Origin of the sequence: Burkholderia sp. 9120, from assembly GCF_000745015.1 — a bacterium.
GTDB lineage: Bacteria > Pseudomonadota > Gammaproteobacteria > Burkholderiales > Burkholderiaceae > Paraburkholderia.
The window spans coordinates 768,801-783,806 of sequence record NZ_JQNA01000002.1 but is presented as its reverse complement, the minus strand read 5'-3'; the positions used below and the strand labels follow the sequence as shown (position 1 = coordinate 783,806).

The 15,006-nt window shown below is 63.5% G+C and carries 14 protein-coding genes; 13 read left to right on the top strand and 1 reads right to left on the bottom strand.

Annotation, left to right across the window (positions count from 1 at the left end; all coding sequences use genetic code 11):
• Window positions 1-180 precede the first annotated feature (180 nt).
• The 13 genes from FA94_RS11730 (at window position 181) to astE (ending at window position 14,309) form a co-directional block, all read left to right on the top strand.
• Entirely contained in the window at window positions 181-1,074 is an 894-nt protein-coding gene (locus FA94_RS11730; protein WP_051981210.1) for an ABC transporter substrate-binding protein, read from the top strand.
• 509 nt (window positions 1,075-1,583) lie between these two features.
• Window positions 1,584-2,135, top strand: a complete 552-nt coding sequence (locus FA94_RS11725; protein WP_035551110.1) for a lipoprotein — start codon at window positions 1,584-1,586, stop codon at window positions 2,133-2,135.
• A 21-nt stretch (window positions 2,136-2,156) separates the two neighbouring features.
• On the top strand, window positions 2,157-3,110 hold the full coding sequence (locus FA94_RS11720) for a patatin-like phospholipase family protein (protein ID WP_035551107.1): 954 nt from the start codon (window positions 2,157-2,159) through the stop codon (window positions 3,108-3,110).
• Window positions 3,111-3,498: 388 nt separating this feature from the next.
• Window positions 3,499-4,188, top strand: coding sequence for an ABC transporter permease (locus FA94_RS11715; protein ID WP_035551104.1), 690 nt, complete (start codon window positions 3,499-3,501; stop codon window positions 4,186-4,188).
• A 4-nt stretch (window positions 4,189-4,192) separates the two neighbouring features.
• Window positions 4,193-4,906, top strand: a complete 714-nt coding sequence (locus FA94_RS11710; protein WP_035551101.1) for an ABC transporter permease — start codon at window positions 4,193-4,195, stop codon at window positions 4,904-4,906.
• Between the two features lie 109 nt (window positions 4,907-5,015).
• Window positions 5,016-5,807, top strand: coding sequence for an ABC transporter ATP-binding protein (locus tag FA94_RS11705; protein ID WP_035551098.1), 792 nt, complete (start codon window positions 5,016-5,018; stop codon window positions 5,805-5,807).
• Between the two features lie 25 nt (window positions 5,808-5,832).
• Window positions 5,833-6,882: a GlxA family transcriptional regulator gene (locus FA94_RS11700; protein ID WP_035551096.1), complete on the top strand. Its 1,050-nt coding sequence runs from the start codon at window positions 5,833-5,835 to the stop codon at window positions 6,880-6,882.
• A gap of 113 nt (window positions 6,883-6,995) precedes the next feature.
• On the top strand, window positions 6,996-8,231 hold the full coding sequence (locus tag FA94_RS11695) for an aspartate aminotransferase family protein (protein WP_035551093.1): 1,236 nt from the start codon (window positions 6,996-6,998) through the stop codon (window positions 8,229-8,231).
• A 67-nt stretch (window positions 8,232-8,298) separates the two neighbouring features.
• Window positions 8,299-9,381, top strand: a complete 1,083-nt coding sequence (aruF, locus tag FA94_RS11690; RefSeq protein ID WP_035551090.1) for an arginine/ornithine succinyltransferase subunit alpha — start codon at window positions 8,299-8,301, stop codon at window positions 9,379-9,381.
• Entirely contained in the window at window positions 9,378-10,415 is a 1,038-nt protein-coding gene (astA, locus tag FA94_RS11685; protein WP_035551087.1) for an arginine N-succinyltransferase, read from the top strand. Before aruF ends, astA begins: the two co-directional genes overlap by 4 nt.
• Before the next feature lie 2 nt (window positions 10,416-10,417).
• Window positions 10,418-11,881: a succinylglutamate-semialdehyde dehydrogenase gene (gene astD, locus FA94_RS11680; RefSeq protein ID WP_035551085.1), complete on the top strand. Its 1,464-nt coding sequence runs from the start codon at window positions 10,418-10,420 to the stop codon at window positions 11,879-11,881.
• A 9-nt stretch (window positions 11,882-11,890) separates the two neighbouring features.
• The gene (astB, locus tag FA94_RS11675; RefSeq protein ID WP_035551083.1) at window positions 11,891-13,231 is read left to right on the top strand and encodes an N-succinylarginine dihydrolase; all 1,341 of its coding nucleotides are present in this window, start codon (window positions 11,891-11,893) and stop codon (window positions 13,229-13,231) included.
• Entirely contained in the window at window positions 13,215-14,309 is a 1,095-nt protein-coding gene (gene astE, locus FA94_RS11670; RefSeq protein WP_231584937.1) for a succinylglutamate desuccinylase, read from the top strand. The genes astB and astE overlap by 17 nt, the downstream gene beginning before the upstream one ends.
• A gap of 150 nt (window positions 14,310-14,459) precedes the next feature.
• Here the strand turns inward: astE and FA94_RS11665 are convergent, their stop codons facing one another.
• Window positions 14,460-14,918 (bottom strand): hypothetical protein, encoded by a 459-nt coding sequence (locus FA94_RS11665; RefSeq protein WP_156126611.1) that lies wholly within the window; start codon window positions 14,916-14,918, stop codon window positions 14,460-14,462.
• Window positions 14,919-15,006 lie beyond the last annotated feature (88 nt).

Genomic DNA, 15,006 nt, shown 5'->3' with positions numbered 1-15,006 from the left:
AAATTTGCATATTTGCTTAGCAGAATAATGCGTTTGTCTTATACGGAGAGGGGCCTTATCGTCAACGGCCATAGCGCTTAAAACCTCGACGCAAACGCATCCATGACGACTTTCCGTTTTTCTCTCGCTCCCCTCGTCGTGTCCAGGCCGCTTGGTCGCGCCGTGCTCGCGCTGTCGGCCATGCTGTGCACGCTGCCTTCGTACGCGGCCGATCTGCCCGTGCTCAAAGTTGGCGATCAGGCTTTGCAAACGCGCGGCATTCTCGAAGCGTCCGGCCAGTTGAAAGACCTGCCGTACAAAATCGAATGGTTCAACTTTCCGGCGGCGCAACCGCTCGGTGAAGCGTTGAATGCGGGCGCCGTCGACGTAGGCGGTCTCGGTGACGCGCCGCTGGTGTTCGCGCTCGCAGCGGGCGCGCGCGTGCGGGCCGTGGCGGCGACCCGTTCGAATCCGCAGGATCTGGCGATTGTCGTGAGCGAGCATTCGTCGTTGCACGATACGGCGAGTTTGAAGGGCAAGCGGATTGCGACGACGCGCGGCTCGATCGGCCACTATCTCGCGCTGGCTGCGTTGAAGAAAGCGGGCATTGCGCCGGGCGATGTCAACTTCGTTTTCCTCGCGCCCGCCGATGCGAAAGCGGCGCTCGCGTCGGGCAGCGTCGATGCCTGGTCGGTGTGGGACCCGTACACCGCGCTCGCCGAAGCGCGCGATCACGACCGCCTCATCGCGAACGGCGTGGGACTGTCCGAAGGACTCAGCTATCAGGTCGCGACAGAACGCGCGATCGCCGACAAGCGTGTCCAACTCGCGGACTTTCTGCGTCGCGTGGCGATCGGTCAGCGCTGGGCGCTCTCGCATCCCGACGAAGTCGCGGCGATGCAGTCGCGCGTCACCGGGTTGCCGACCGATGTGCTGAAAACCGTCTATCAACGCGGCCAGGTGCATCCGGTCGCGATCGACGACAGCGTCGTCGCCGCACAGCAACGCACCGCCGATACCTACGAAGCCGCCAACGTGATCCGCGCGCATCTCGATGTGCGCGCGAGTTTCGATCGCAGTTTTCCTTTGCCTTGAGGTTGGGGCGCTGGCTCGTGCCGCGCGCCGCTTGCGAATCCTCTGCCAATTCGGTGTAAACGCGCTCTCGTCTAAACCCGCCAATCCATTTAGATTAAGTGCACTTGGAAGGCTTATCGAGGGACCAGGGCGGCCATACAAGCAGCGGTCCGTCACACCGGCGCTGGCGCAAGGCGAGAGGCTAAGGTCGCTCGCCGTCACGTTCGGAGCGGACCGCTGCGTGTCGTCCCTGGCGCGCCGTTCGTCGTGCCACGACGGCGGCGCTTCGATGCCGGTGACCTGGCGGTCGCTGCATCGTCCGCATTGATTTTCCCGGTTGACCGTATCGACCGTCGGCGACGCTTTGCACAGCGTCGCCTTTTTTGCGTGCCGCGTCGCGTCGCGCGCAAACACCCCACACCCACCTCGCTCGCGGTTTTCTCCGCACACGGTTATCCTGTAGTACACCCTACACAACACCCACCGCGATGCGGACCGTTACGCCGCCGCATCGGTACAGGAAATCCGCTGTGAGTCTCAAACCGCTAATTGCCGTCATGCTGGCCGCGTGCGTCGCGCTGACCGGCTGCGACCAACAACAGAGCGACCAGGCCGTGCAAAAACTTAAGGCATTCTTCAACGCCGTCAAACCGGACGCGCTGCTGCTGAAGGACATGACGCCGGGCGTCACGACCGAAGCGCAAATCCGCGATCAGATGGGCAAGCCGGAAACCGAGCGCACCTTCACCGACGGTTCGAAGCGCTTCGAGTATCCGCGCGGGCCGGAAGGCTTGAACACGTATATGGTCGATATCGACCGTGACGGTAAATTGCAGGCCATCACGCAGGTGCTGACCGCGGCCAACTTCGCGAAGATTCACACCGGCATGAGCGAGGACGAAGTGCGCCGCCTGCTCGGCAAGCCGGGCCAGGTCGCGGTCTTTCCGCTCAAGCCGGAGACGGTGTGGAGCTGGAAGTGGCGCGAGCGCGGCGTGACCGAAGAGGGTATTTTCAACGTGCACTTCGACGAGTTTCACAAGGTTTATACGACATCGCGCTCGGACGTGATCCGCGGGCGCTAGACGACAACAGACGGGGAAAAAATGATACGTCGACGTCGATACAGCCGTATCGGGCTGGTGTTGGGGGGCGGCGCCGCGCGCGGCTGGGCGCATATCGGTGCGATTCGCGCGCTGCACGACGCGGGCATCAAGCCGGACGTGGTGTGCGGCACGTCGATCGGCGCGCTGGTCGGCGCGGTCTACGCGAACGGCGACCTCGACTGGCTGGAGGAATGGGTCTCGCGGCTCACCTGGCAGACGGTGGTGCGCCTGCTCGATCTGCGTTTCTCGGGCGGCCTGCTCGGCGGACGCAAAGTGATCAAGCTGTTCGCGGACAAATTCAACGGCTGCTCGATCGCGCAACTGAACATGCCGTTCGCGGCGGTCGCGACCGAACTCGACAGCGGCCGCGAGACCTGGTTGCAGGACGGCAGCGTGTCCGACGCGGTGCGCGCATCGATTGCGATTCCGGGCATTTTCACGCCGGTCTGGCACAACGGCGTGTGGCTCGTGGACGGCGGGTTGAGCAATCCGGTGCCGGTGTCGGTCGCGCGTGGCATGCGCGCGGACTGTGTGATCGCGGTGGATCTGAACAACGACATTCTGAATGGCCGCGACTTCGGCGGCGCGGTGGTCGACACGCCCGCCATCGATCCGGACGCGCCACTGCCGGTCTCGCTGCGTCGTAACGGCAAGCCGTGGCCGCGCTGGCTGGCACCGGCCGACACGCCCGTCACGCGCGATGTGCGCGTGCCGCCCGCACCGAGCGCGCGCGTACCGTCGATGCTGAGTTCGATCGCGCAGAGCATCGACATCATGCAGGTGCGTATTACGCGCAGCCGGCTGGCCGGCGAACCGGCGGATATCCTGATCCAGCCGCGGCTGGGCGGCATGGGGATCTTCGACTTTCATCGAGCCGGGCCGGCAATAGAAGAAGGGCGGGCGGCAGTTGAGCACATGCTGCCGGCAATCCGGTCGCGGTTGGGAATGGACTGAAGGGCTTAGGTGGCTGCGGGTGCGTCCGGCTACGCTCGGGCGCGCTCAGGTGCGTTCCGGCATGTTCAGCCGCACCGGACCGCCAATTCCGCCCGCACCGGCCGCGTCGCGTCTATCGAAAAAGCGACCCGAAACTTGCTAATTCGCGGCGGCATCTATTACCCGCGCCACGCCTTACAACAACATATCCCCTGCAAAACCAAGCGCTGCCAGCGCTCCCGTCCGGTAAACGGCGCAATGTTGCGTCGCAACACACCACCCCCGCACCATTTGAGCAATTAATTTTCGCTTGGGAGACTCCGCGCCATGCTGAACGCGTCGGGCAAGCGGATTGATACCCGTCGGCGCGTTGCAAGCACATCCTCAATCAACCTGGATGGAGACACGCGTGTTCCTATACGGCTTTGGTCCGGTGTTGCTGGCCGGCACGATCCAGACGATCGAGCTGTCCGTCCTGTCGCTGGTGGCCGCCGTGCTGCTCGGCCTCGCGGGTGCGGCGGCGAAACTCTCCTTCAATCGCCCGCTGCGGGCCGTCGCGACCGGCTATACGACGCTGATCCGCTCGGTGCCCGACCTCGTGCTGATGCTGCTGCTGTTCTACAGCATCCAGATCGCGGTCAACAACTTCACCGACGCGTTGAATCTGCCGCAGTTCGACATCGATCCGTTCGTGGCCGGCGTGCTAACGCTCGGCTTCATCTACGGCGCGTATTTCACCGAGACCTTTCGCGGCGCGTTTCTCGCCGTGCCGCGCGGCCAGCTCGAAGCGGGCAGTGCGTTCGGCATGAGCGGCGCGCGCGTGTTCACCCGCATCCTGTTTCCGCAGATGATGCGTTTCGCGCTGCCGGGCATCGGCAATAACTGGCAGGTGCTGGTCAAGGCCACCGCGCTGGTGTCGATCATCGGTCTCGCCGACGTGGTGAAAGCCGCGCAGGACGCCGGCAAAAGCACCTTCAACATGTTCTTCTTCATCCTGATCGCCGCGGCCATCTATCTGGCGATCACCACTGTGTCGAACCTCGTGCTGATCTGGCTGGAAAAGCGCTATTCGACCGGCGTGCGCCACGCGGAGCTCTAAGACCATGATCGACATTCTCAATCAATTCTGGCGCGCGTTTCTGTACTGGGACGGCCAGCGTCTGTCCGGTCTCGCGGTGACGTTGTGGCTGCTGGTGGCGTCGGTCGGGATCGGCTTTTTCGGGGCGATTCCGCTGGCGGTGGCGCGCGTGTCGAAGAAACGCTGGCTCTCGACGCCGGTGCGTCTCTACACCTACGTGTTTCGCGGCACGCCGTTGTACGTGCAACTGTTGTTGATTTATACCGGCATGTACAGCCTCGAATTCGTGCGCTCGCATGCGTTGCTGGACGCGTTTTTCCGCAGCGGTTTTCACTGCGCGATTCTGGCCTTCGCGTTGAACACCTGCGCGTACACCACCGAGATTTTCGCCGGCGCGATCCGTTCGACCTCGCACGGCGAAGTGGAAGCGGCCCGTGCCTACGGCATGAGCTGGTTCACGATGTACCGGCGCATTGTGATACCGTCCGCGCTGCGCCGGGCACTGCCGTTGTACAGTAACGAAGTGATCCTGATGCTGCACGCCACCACGGTCGCCTTCACGGCCACGGTGCCGGACATTCTGAAGGTGGCGCGCGACGCGAATTCGGCCACGTATCGCTCGTTCGACTCGTTCGGCCTCGCGGCGCTGATTTACCTGGTGGTGTCGTTCGCGCTGGTGGCAATTTTCCGCCGCGCCGAGCGTCACTGGCTGGGTTACCTGGCGGTGCGCACGCACTGACCTGCGGCGTGACCTGAATCGATCGTGCAACATTGGCATCGGGCGCTCAGTGCATCGCAGTAGTTGAGCGCCGTCGAAGACTGATCCGTATTTTCAAAGGGAGAGCATCTTGCTCCACACGACTCAAACCGAAGCTTGCAAGCTCGCCGTACAGGACATCCACAAGCGCTACGGCGATAACGAAGTGCTCAAGGGCGTCTCGTTGAACGCGAACAAGGGCGACGTGATCAGCATCATCGGCGCGAGCGGGTCGGGCAAGAGTACCTTCCTGCGCTGCATCAACTTTCTCGAACGGCCGAACGCCGGCCAGATCGTTGTGGACGGCGAAGCGGTCAAGACCAAAGCCGACCGCGCCGGCAATCTGGAAGTTGCCGATCACAAGCAGCTGCAACGCATCCGCACGAAACTCGCGATGGTGTTCCAGCACTTCAACTTGTGGGCACACATGAACGTGATCGAGAACATCGTCGAAGCGCCGATTCACGTGCTCGGCATGTCGCGTCGCGAAGCCGAAGAGCGCGCGCGAGAGTACCTCGAAAAGGTCGGTCTCGCGCCGCGTCTGGAAAAGCAGTATCCGTCGCATCTGTCGGGCGGTCAGCAGCAGCGCGTGGCGATTGCCCGGGCGCTCGCCATGAATCCGGACGTGATGCTGTTCGACGAGCCCACCTCGGCGCTCGATCCCGAACTGGTCGGCGAAGTGCTGAAGGTCATGCAGAAGCTCGCCGAAGAAGGCCGCACGATGATCGTCGTCACGCACGAAATGGGTTTCGCGCGCAACGTGTCGAACCATGTGATGTTCCTGCATCAGGGCCGCACCGAAGAAGAAGGCTTGCCCGCCGACGTGCTGACCACGCCGCGCAGCGAACGGCTCAAGCAGTTCCTGTCCGGCAGTCTGAAGTAACGCGCGGCTCGCGCCGCTTCACTTGATGGCTCGCACGTCCAGCCCGGCCCGCACCACCCAGGTCGCTATCGTCGCCTTGCCGCCCGTGTCGATGTCGGGCGTCGGGCCGATCGTCGACGCGCTCAATCTCGCCAACGAGATCGACGGCCGCGCGCTGTACCGCGTGCAGGTCTGTTCGTGGGACGGCCGCGCGGTGCCGCTGGCGGGCGGCGCGCAGTGGCCCGCCGACGCCGCGTTCGGCGACGCGGTGTCGTGCGACTGGCTGATTATCGTCAGCGAACGGTTCCAGCAGTTCGCCGACTACCGTCTGTTTCTCGCCAGTCTGTCGCGTGTCGGACAGCGCACGCCGCTCGTCACCGGTATTCATCACGGCGTGTGGTGGCTCGCGATGGCGGGGCAGTTGTCCGGCTATCGCGTGAGCGTCAACTGGGAAACCTACCAGCAGTTCTCCGAGCAGTTCGAGCGCTCCATCGTCACCCAGCAGATCTTTGAAATCGACCGCGATCGCGCGACTTGCGCGGGCGGCCAGGCGACCGTTGACTTCATGCTGGCGATGATCGGCCGCGAGCACGGTCCCGAACTGGCCGAGCGGATTGCCGATACGCTCGGCGTCGGCGTGTTGCGCGCGGGCGAAGAGCGGCAGCGCATTCCGTTCGTGACCGCGCCGGGCGAACGGCATCCGCGTTTGAACGACGCGCTGATGCTGATGGAAGCGAATATCGAAGACCCGCTGACGACCGACGACATCGCGAATCTGGTGGGCGTGTCGCGGCGACAGTTGGAGCGGCTGTTTCGCCAGTATCTCGGCTCGATGCCGTCCAAATACTATCTGGGCTTGCGCTTGTCCAAAGCGCGCACGCAGTTGCAGCGCACCAGTAAATCGGTGGTGCAGATCAGCCTCGCGTGCGGGTTTTCGTCCGCGGCGCATTTTTCGAATGCGTACCGCGAACGCTTTGATGTCACACCGCGCGAGGATCGTCGTAACTGGATCGACAAGCAGACCGGCGCGAGCGGCGCGGCGGCCAGCGAACCGCGGCCGGGCGCGCTGATCGAACGGCCGGATCAGGCGGATTGAAAGCCAGCGGCTGCGCACCGAAGCTCATAGAAAGCGTCGCGTATGCGCAAGACGGTTCGCTTACGATTTCCTACACTACCTGTACTACCTCTCACCCGTAACGAGGATTTGCCATGAACGACCTGACAGTGACCCGCCAGACCTTTGACGAAGTGATGGTGCCGGTGTTTTCGCCCGCTGCCTTCGTGCCGGATCGCGGTCTCGGCTCACGCGTCTGGGATACGCAAGGCCGCGACTATATCGACTTCGCCGGCGGCATTGCCGTCACCGCGCTCGGTCATGCCCATCCCGAACTGCTGAAAGTGCTGCACGAGCAGGGCGGCAAGCTGTGGCACATCGGCAACGGCTATACCAACGAACCGGTGCTGCGTCTCGCCAAACGTCTCGAAGACCTGACTTTCGCCGACCGCGCTTTCTTCGCCAACTCGGGCGCCGAAGCGAACGAAGCCGCGCTGAAGCTGGCGCGCCGCGTCGCGTTCGAGCGTCATGGCGCCGACAAGGTCGAGATCATCTCGTTCACGCAGTCGTTCCATGGCCGCACGTTCTTCACCGTGAGTGTGGGCGGTCAGCCGAAGTATTCGGAAGGCTTCGGCCCGGTGCCGCAGGGCATCGTCCATTTGCCGTACAACGATATCGAAGCGGCGAAGCAGGCGATCGGCGCGAAAACCTGCGCGGTGATCGTCGAGCCGATTCAGGGCGAAGGCGGCGTGATCCCGGCGGATCCCGCGTTCCTGAAAGCGCTGCGCGAAGCGTGCGACGCGCACGGCGCCCTGCTGATTTTTGACGAGGTACAAACGGGGGTGGGCCGCAGCGGCTACTTCTACGCGTACGAAGAAACCGGCGTGACGCCGGACATCCTGACCACCGCGAAGGCGCTCGGCAACGGTTTCCCGATCGGCGCGATGCTGACCACGAACGAACTGGCCGCGCATTTCAAGGTCGGCGTACATGGCACGACGTACGGCGGCAATCCGCTGGGCGCGGCCATCGCGGAGAAGGTCGTCGACTTGATCAGCGACCCGAAGCTGCTGGAAGGCGTGCGCACCCGCAGCGACGCGCTGAAGGGCCACCTCGCGAAGCTCAACGAGCGTTTTGGTCTGTTCAAGGAAGTGCGCGGTAAAGGCCTGCTGATTGGCGCCGAACTGACCGACGCCTTCAAGGGCCGCGCGAAAGATTTCGTCACCGCGGCGGGTCAGCATGGCGTGATCATGCTGATGGCGGGTCCGGACGTGCTGCGTTTCGTGCCGTCGCTGGTCATGCCGCTCGACGATATGAACGAAGGCTTCGCGCGTCTGGCGAAGGCGATCGAAGAGATCGCCGGCGCCAAGGCCGAGGCAACGTCGAAGTGATTTTTTGCGCAAGACCGATGACGAGCCACAAGCACGGAATCATGCGTCACATTCAACAGGAACGATGATGCTCTTCGTACGCCCCAGCCGCCTCGCCGATCTCGACGCGCTCGAACAGATGGCGCGCACCGCGCAACCGGTGCTGCATTCGCTCCCGCACGACCGGGGCGCGCTCGAAGCGCGCATCGCGTTGTCGGAAGACTCGTTTCGCGCGGACGTCGATTTTCCGGGTGAGGAGTTCTATCTGTTCGTGCTCGAAGACGGGCAAACCGGCAAGCTGATGGGCACGGCGAGCATCGTCGCCGCAGCCGGTTATTCGGACCCGTTCTACGCGTTTCGCAACGACGCGCTGATTCATGCGTCGCGTGAACTGCACGTGAATCGGAAGATTCATGCGCTCACCATGTCGCATGAACTGACCGGCAAGAGCCGGCTCGCGGGGTACTACATCGATCCGTCGCTGCGGGGCGACGCCGCCGCGCATCTGATGTCGCGCGCGCGAATGATGTACATCGCGGCGAATCGCAAGCGCTTCACGTCCGAGGTGTTTTCGCTGCTGCTTGGCGTCACCGACGAGCACGGCGTGTCGCCGTTCTGGGAAGCGGTGGGGCGCAAGTTCTTCGGCCGCGATTTCGCCGACATCGAAATCGAATCGGGCGGCCGCAGCCGCACGTTTATCGCCGAAGTGATGCCCACGTACCCTGTGTATGTGCCGTTGCTGCCGGAAGCGGCGCAGCGCGTGCTCGGCGAGCCGGATTCGAAGGCCTTGCTCGCGTATGAGATTCACCAGGAAGAAGGCTTCGAGACCGACCGCTACATCGATATTTTCGACGCGGGCCCGGTGCTGACCGCGCAGGTGGATCGCAGCGCCTGCGTCACGCGCAACGAAACGCGCGTGGTGCACGACGCGGCCGCCGCGGCGAACGGGTCGACGTATCTGATCGCCCATAACGGCGCCGACGGCGAATTCCGTTGCGTGCTCGGCGAGTTGGACGCGGGCAACGCAGCGAACAACGCAGCGGACAAGACCCGCGGCGCGGCACTGCCGCACGCGTCGCGCGTCGCGCTCGGCGTGACCGAGGGCGACGCGGTGCGCTGTGTGCCGCTGCACGCGCCGCATCAGGATGAACATAGGGGAGACGCACAATGATCGTCGTTCGCGTTGTGCAACGAGGCGATGTGGACGCGCTGATGCGGCTCGCGCAGGAAACCGGCCCGGGTCTCACCACCTTCAAGCCGGATCGCGACGCGCTGGCGGCGCGGGTGGAACGCGCGCGCCGCACGATGGAAGACAAGGCCGAGCCGCATGAAGCCGGCTACTTCTTCGTGATGGAAGACACCGACACCGGCGACGTAGCCGGCGTGTGCGGTATCGAAACGGCGGTCGGTCTGCAACAGCCGTTCTACAACTATCGCGTGAGCACGGTGGTGCACGCGAGCCAGGACCTCGGCATCTGGACGCGGATGCGCGCGCTGAACATCTCGCACGACCTGACGGGTTACGCCGAAGTCTGCTCGCTGTTCCTGAGCCCGCGTTATCGCACGAGCGGGGTGGGCGGTTTGCTGTCGCGCTCGCGCTTCATGTTTCTCGCGCAGTTCCGCGAGCGGTTTCCGCAGCGTCTGTGCGCGGAATTGCGCGGTCATTTCGATGCCGACGGCACGTCGCCGTTCTGGCGCGCGGTCGGCTCGCATTTCTATCAGATCGATTTCAACGCGGCGGACTATCTGAGTTCGCACGGCCGCAAGGCGTTCCTCGCCGAGCTGATGCCGCGCTATCCGGTGTATGTCGAGTTGTTGCCGCAGGAGGCGCAGGACTGCGTCGGTCTCACGCACAACGACACGATTCCGGCGCGCCGCATGCTCGAAACGGAAGGGCTACGTTACGAGAATCACGTCGATATTTTCGACGCCGGTCCGGTGCTCGAATGCCATATCGCCGACTTGCGCACGGTGCGCGAGAGCGTGCTGGTGCCGGTTGAGATCGCCGCCGCGACTTCGGATGCGTTGAAGGATGGGCCGAAGTCGATGGTATCGAACACGTCGCTCGGCGATTTTCGCGTCGGCGTGGTGGCGGGCGTGCCGCAGGACGGCGTGTTCCGCCTGAGCGCCGCCGAAGCCGCCGCGCTCGACGTCAAGGCAGGCGACCTCGTGCGCGTGCTGCCGCAGAAACACAAACAAGGATGATCATGAGCGAGCTTTTCATCGACGGCGAATGGGCCGCCGGCACAGGACCCGTTTTCGCGTCGCGTAACCCCGGTACGGGCGCGACGGTGTGGGAAGGCCATAGCGCGTCGGCGGACGACGTCGATCGCGCCGTGCGCAGCGCGCGCCGCGCGTTCGCCGCGTGGTCGGCGTTGAGCCTCGACGAGCGTTGCGGCGTGGTGCGCCGCTTCGCTGCACTCGTGACCGAACGCAAGGAAGCGCTGGCCGAAGCGATTGGCCGTGAGACGGGCAAGCCGTTGTGGGAAGCGCGTACCGAAGCGGCGTCGATGGCCGCGAAGGTCGAGATTTCGATTCAGGCCTATAACGAACGCACCGGCGAAAAGCGCTCCGCCATGGCCGACGGCACCGCCGTGTTGCGGCATCGTCCGCATGGCGTGGTGGCGGTGTTCGGGCCGTATAACTTTCCGGGCCATTTGCCGAATGGACATATCGTGCCGGCGTTGATTGCGGGTAATGCGGTCGTGTTCAAACCGTCCGAGCTGGCGCCGGCTGTCGCGGCGCTCACCGTGCAGATCTGGCGTGATGCGGGCTTGCCGACGGGCGTGCTGAACCTCGTACAAGGCGAGAAAGAGACGGGTATTGCGCTGGCGAATCATCGGCAGATCGACGGCCTGTTCTTTACCGGCAGCTCGGATACCGGCACGCTGCTGCACAAGCAATTCGGCGGCCGTCCTGAGATCGTGCTGGCGCTGGAGATGGGCGGCAACAATCCGCTCGTGATTGGACCTGTGGCTGATGTCGACGCCGCCGTGCACCACACGATCCAGTCGGCGTTTCTGTCGGCGGGGCAGCGCTGCACCTGCGCACGGCGGATTTTCGTGCCGAACGACGCGTTCGGCGACCGATTTCTCGCGCGTCTCGCGGAAGTCACCGCGCGCATTACCGTGGGCGAATACAACGCCGATCCGCAACCGTTCATGGGCGCGGTGATTTCGGCGCGCGCGGCTTCGCGACTAGTCGCCGCGCAGGAACGTTTGCTCGCCGACGGTGCGAACGCCCTGCTTAAAATGGAACAGCGCGACCCGAACCTCGGCTTCGTCACGCCCGCGATTCTCGACGTGACTCACGTGAAGGATCTGCCGGACGAAGAGCACTTCGGCCCGCTCGCGCAAATCATCCGCTACGGCAGTTTCGACGAAGCGATCGAGAAGGCCAACGACACCGAGTTCGGTCTCTCCGCAGGCCTGCTCGCCGACGACGAAGCCCTGTGGACGCATTTCCAGCGCACCATCCGCGCCGGTATCGTCAACTGGAACCGGCCGACCAACGGGGCGTCTTCCGGCGCGCCGTTCGGCGGTCCGGGGCGCTCCGGCAACCATCGGCCGAGCGCGTATTACGCCGCCGATTACTGCGCGTTCCCGATGGCTTCCGTCGAAAGCGCGCAACTGCAAATGCCCGCGAGCGTCTCGCCGGGCCTCCAATTCTAAGGATCGACGATGCAAGCCACTGAAGCCAATTTCGACGGCCTGGTCGGCCCGACCCACAACTACGCGGGACTGTCGTTCGGCAACGTCGCGTCGCAGAACAACGAGAAGTCGGTAGCGAATCCGAAGGCGGCCGCCAAGCAGGGTCTGCGCAAGATGAAGCAACTCGCCGACCTCGGTTTTCATCAGGGCGTGTTGCCGCCGCAGGAGCGTCCGTCGATGCGCCTGTTGCGCGAACTCGGTTTCTCCGGCGACGACGCCACGGTGATCGCGCGCGTGGCTAAAGACGCGCCCGAGTTGCTGGCGGCGGCGAGTTCGGCGTCGGCCATGTGGACCGCGAATGCGGCGACCGTGAGCCCCTCCGCCGATACGCAGGACGGCCGCGTGCATTTCACGCCGGCCAATCTGTGCAGCAAGCTACATCGCGCGATCGAGCATGAGTCGACGCGCCGCACGTTGCGCGCGATGTTCAGCGACGCCGACCGTTTCGCGGTGCACGAGGCGCTGCCCGGCACGCCCGCGCTCGGCGACGAGGGCGCCGCGAATCACACGCGCTTCTGCTCGGAATACGGCACACGTGGGGTCGAATTCTTCGTGTATGGCCGCAGCGAGTATCGTCGCGGGCCGGAACCGAAGCGTTTCCCGGCACGCCAGACGTTCGAGGCGAGCCGCGCGGTCGCGCATCGTCACGGCCTCGAAGAGGCGGCCACGGTGTATGCGCAGCAGAACCCCGACGTGATCGACGCGGGCGTGTTCCATAACGACGTGATCGCGGTGGGCAATCGCAACACGTTGTTCTGTCATCAACTGGCGTTCGTCGACCAGAGCGCGGTGTACGACGAGTTGCGCTCGAAGCTGCTGGGTTTCAAGGCCGACTTCAACGTGATCGAAGTGCCGGACGCGCAAGTGAACGTGTCCGATGCCGTCACGTCGTATCTGTTCAACAGCCAGTTGCTGACGCGTCCCGACGGCAAGCAGGTACTGGTGGTGCCGCAGGAATGCCGCGAAAATGCGCGGGTGGCGGCGTACCTCGACGATCTGACGTCGCACACCGGCCCGATCGACGACGTGCTCGTGTTCGATCTGCGCGAAAGCATGAAGAACGGCGGCGGCCCGGCGTGCTTGCGTCTGCGGGTGGTGCTGAACGACGCGGAGCGCGCGGCCGTGACGCCGGGCGTGTGGATCAACGACACGCTGTTCGGCCGTCTGGATGCGTGGATCGAGAAGCACTATCGCGATCGTCTCGCGCCGTCCGATCTGACCGATCCGCATCTGCTTCACGAGTCGCGCACCGCGCTCGACGAGCTGACGCAGATTCTCGGTCTGGGTTCGCTGTATGACTTCCAGCGCTGAGCACGGTATGACGGTCGCCATGCTCGACGATTTTCTCGCTTACACGCTAGCGGGTACGCGGCCTGCCGCGAATGAAACGCAGGGTGTGTGTGATAGCGGCGCGCGTTGGTCGTGGCTGGATGACGGCGTGCTGTTGATCGAACCCGCCGCGCAAGGGCAGGGCGCGATGCGCAGCGTGCTGGTGTCGGCGGGTGTGCATGGCGATGAAACGGCGCCGATCGAATTGCTGTCGTATCTGGTGCGCGATATCGCGCAAGGCGTCGCCGCGCTGACTTGCCGCTTGCTGGTGATTCTCGGCAATGTCGACGCCATGCGCGACGCGTGCCGTTATCGCGATGACGATTTGAACCGGTTGTTTAGCGGGCGGCATCTGCAAGTGCCGCAGAGTTATGAAGCGCCGCGCGCTGCGGCGTTGGAGCAGGCCGCGGTGCGGTTTTTCGCGGGTTCGGGTTCGGGGGCGGCGGTGGCCTCGGCGTCGGCTTCTGACTCGAACGCGCCCGGCGAGCGCTGGCATATCGACATGCATACGGCGATTCGCGCATCGGCTTTCGAGCAGTTCGCGCTGCTGCCGCATACCGGCAAGCCGTTTTCGCGCGCGATGTTCGAATGGCTCGGCGAAGCACGTATCAGTGCGGTGCTGTTGCACACCACCAAGGGCAACACGTATTCGCATTTCACCGCGCACGCGTGCGGCGCTGAAGCGTGCACGCTCGAACTCGGCAAGGTGCGGCCATTTGGACAGAACGATCTCGCGCGTTTCTCAGGCGCGGATGAAGCGGTGCGTCATCTGCTGGCGGGCACGCATGGCAACGCGCCAGCGCAGTTACCGCGCGTGTTCACCGTGATCGATCAGCTCACCAAGCAAAGCGATGCGTTCGAGTTGCTGGTGGCGGCTGATGTCGCCAATTTCACGCCGTTCGCGAAAGACACGCTGCTCGCCCGCGACGGCGACTATCGTTACATCGTGCGTCATGAGGAAGAACGTCTCGTGTTTCCGAACGCGACGGTGAAGCCGGGTTTGCGTGCTGGTTTGCTGGTGGTCGACACGACCGAGGATACGTTGTCGAAGCTCGTCTGAGCTTACGACTGCATCAACGTCACAGGGTGAGTGTGTCGCCGCCAGCTCCACAGTCGTAGTGCGTTTTATCCCTCGGTCGCGTAGGAGCGGTTTCTGCTCTTCGCGATCCGGTCAGATCAATGAACATCATTCAGTGCATATCGACTTTCGTCACGGGTGCCTCGTTGAGCCCGTCGAAAATCTTGTTCGAGAAACTCTTGTAGCTTGAGGCCTGCATTTTTTATCGAAAATAATCTTCCCATTTTTCGATACATAGATATCACCGGGCGAGACCGAGGACACGACGTACGTGTACGGTTCTTTCGAGAACTTTAAATGCAGGCCACGGATACTGCCTTCGGAGACGTCGGTGATCTTGACCGTTCTGGCCGGCGGAACATTCTCAGGTGGAAATGCGAATGCATCGCCCTTGTTGCCGTATCGATACTGTACGTAGCCTCGGTTGGGAGTGGTGTTGTCCTTGGCGCAGACGGAAACCGTCTTCTGATTCTCCAACGGACAACTGAAATAGACGTACTCGTCTTCACTGCAGAGCGTCTGTTCATCCTGCGACGGCTGCGTCTGCGCAATCGCCACGTCATAGTTAACGAGCGACAACAGAGCAATCATGAACGCTCCTGCCATACGTATCACTTCAGTCCCTCCCAGTTGTCACGCGCTTGGATTGCCAGGTATGGCAGCAGAACTTTGGCGCAAA

Excerpts from the sequence above, each read along its gene's own strand:
- FA94_RS11730 (WP_051981210.1), top strand. The coding sequence starts at position 181 with ATGCTGTGCACGCTGCCTTCGTACGCGGCCGATCTGCCCGTGCTCAAA.
- FA94_RS11720 (WP_035551107.1), top strand. The coding sequence starts at position 2,157 with ATGATACGTCGACGTCGATACAGCCGTATCGGGCTGGTGTTGGGGGGC.
- FA94_RS11710 (WP_035551101.1), top strand. The coding sequence starts at position 4,193 with ATGATCGACATTCTCAATCAATTCTGGCGCGCGTTTCTGTACTGGGAC.
- FA94_RS11700 (WP_035551096.1), top strand. The coding sequence starts at position 5,833 with ATGGCTCGCACGTCCAGCCCGGCCCGCACCACCCAGGTCGCTATCGTC.
- FA94_RS11695 (WP_035551093.1), top strand. The coding sequence starts at position 6,996 with ATGAACGACCTGACAGTGACCCGCCAGACCTTTGACGAAGTGATGGTG.
- aruF (WP_035551090.1), top strand. The coding sequence starts at position 8,299 with ATGCTCTTCGTACGCCCCAGCCGCCTCGCCGATCTCGACGCGCTCGAA.
- astA (WP_035551087.1), top strand. The coding sequence starts at position 9,378 with ATGATCGTCGTTCGCGTTGTGCAACGAGGCGATGTGGACGCGCTGATG.
- astD (WP_035551085.1), top strand. The coding sequence starts at position 10,418 with ATGAGCGAGCTTTTCATCGACGGCGAATGGGCCGCCGGCACAGGACCC.
- astB (WP_035551083.1), top strand. The coding sequence starts at position 11,891 with ATGCAAGCCACTGAAGCCAATTTCGACGGCCTGGTCGGCCCGACCCAC.
- astE (WP_231584937.1), top strand. The coding sequence starts at position 13,215 with ATGACTTCCAGCGCTGAGCACGGTATGACGGTCGCCATGCTCGACGAT.
- FA94_RS11665 (WP_156126611.1), bottom strand. The coding sequence starts at position 14,918 with ATGATTGCTCTGTTGTCGCTCGTTAACTATGACGTGGCGATTGCGCAG.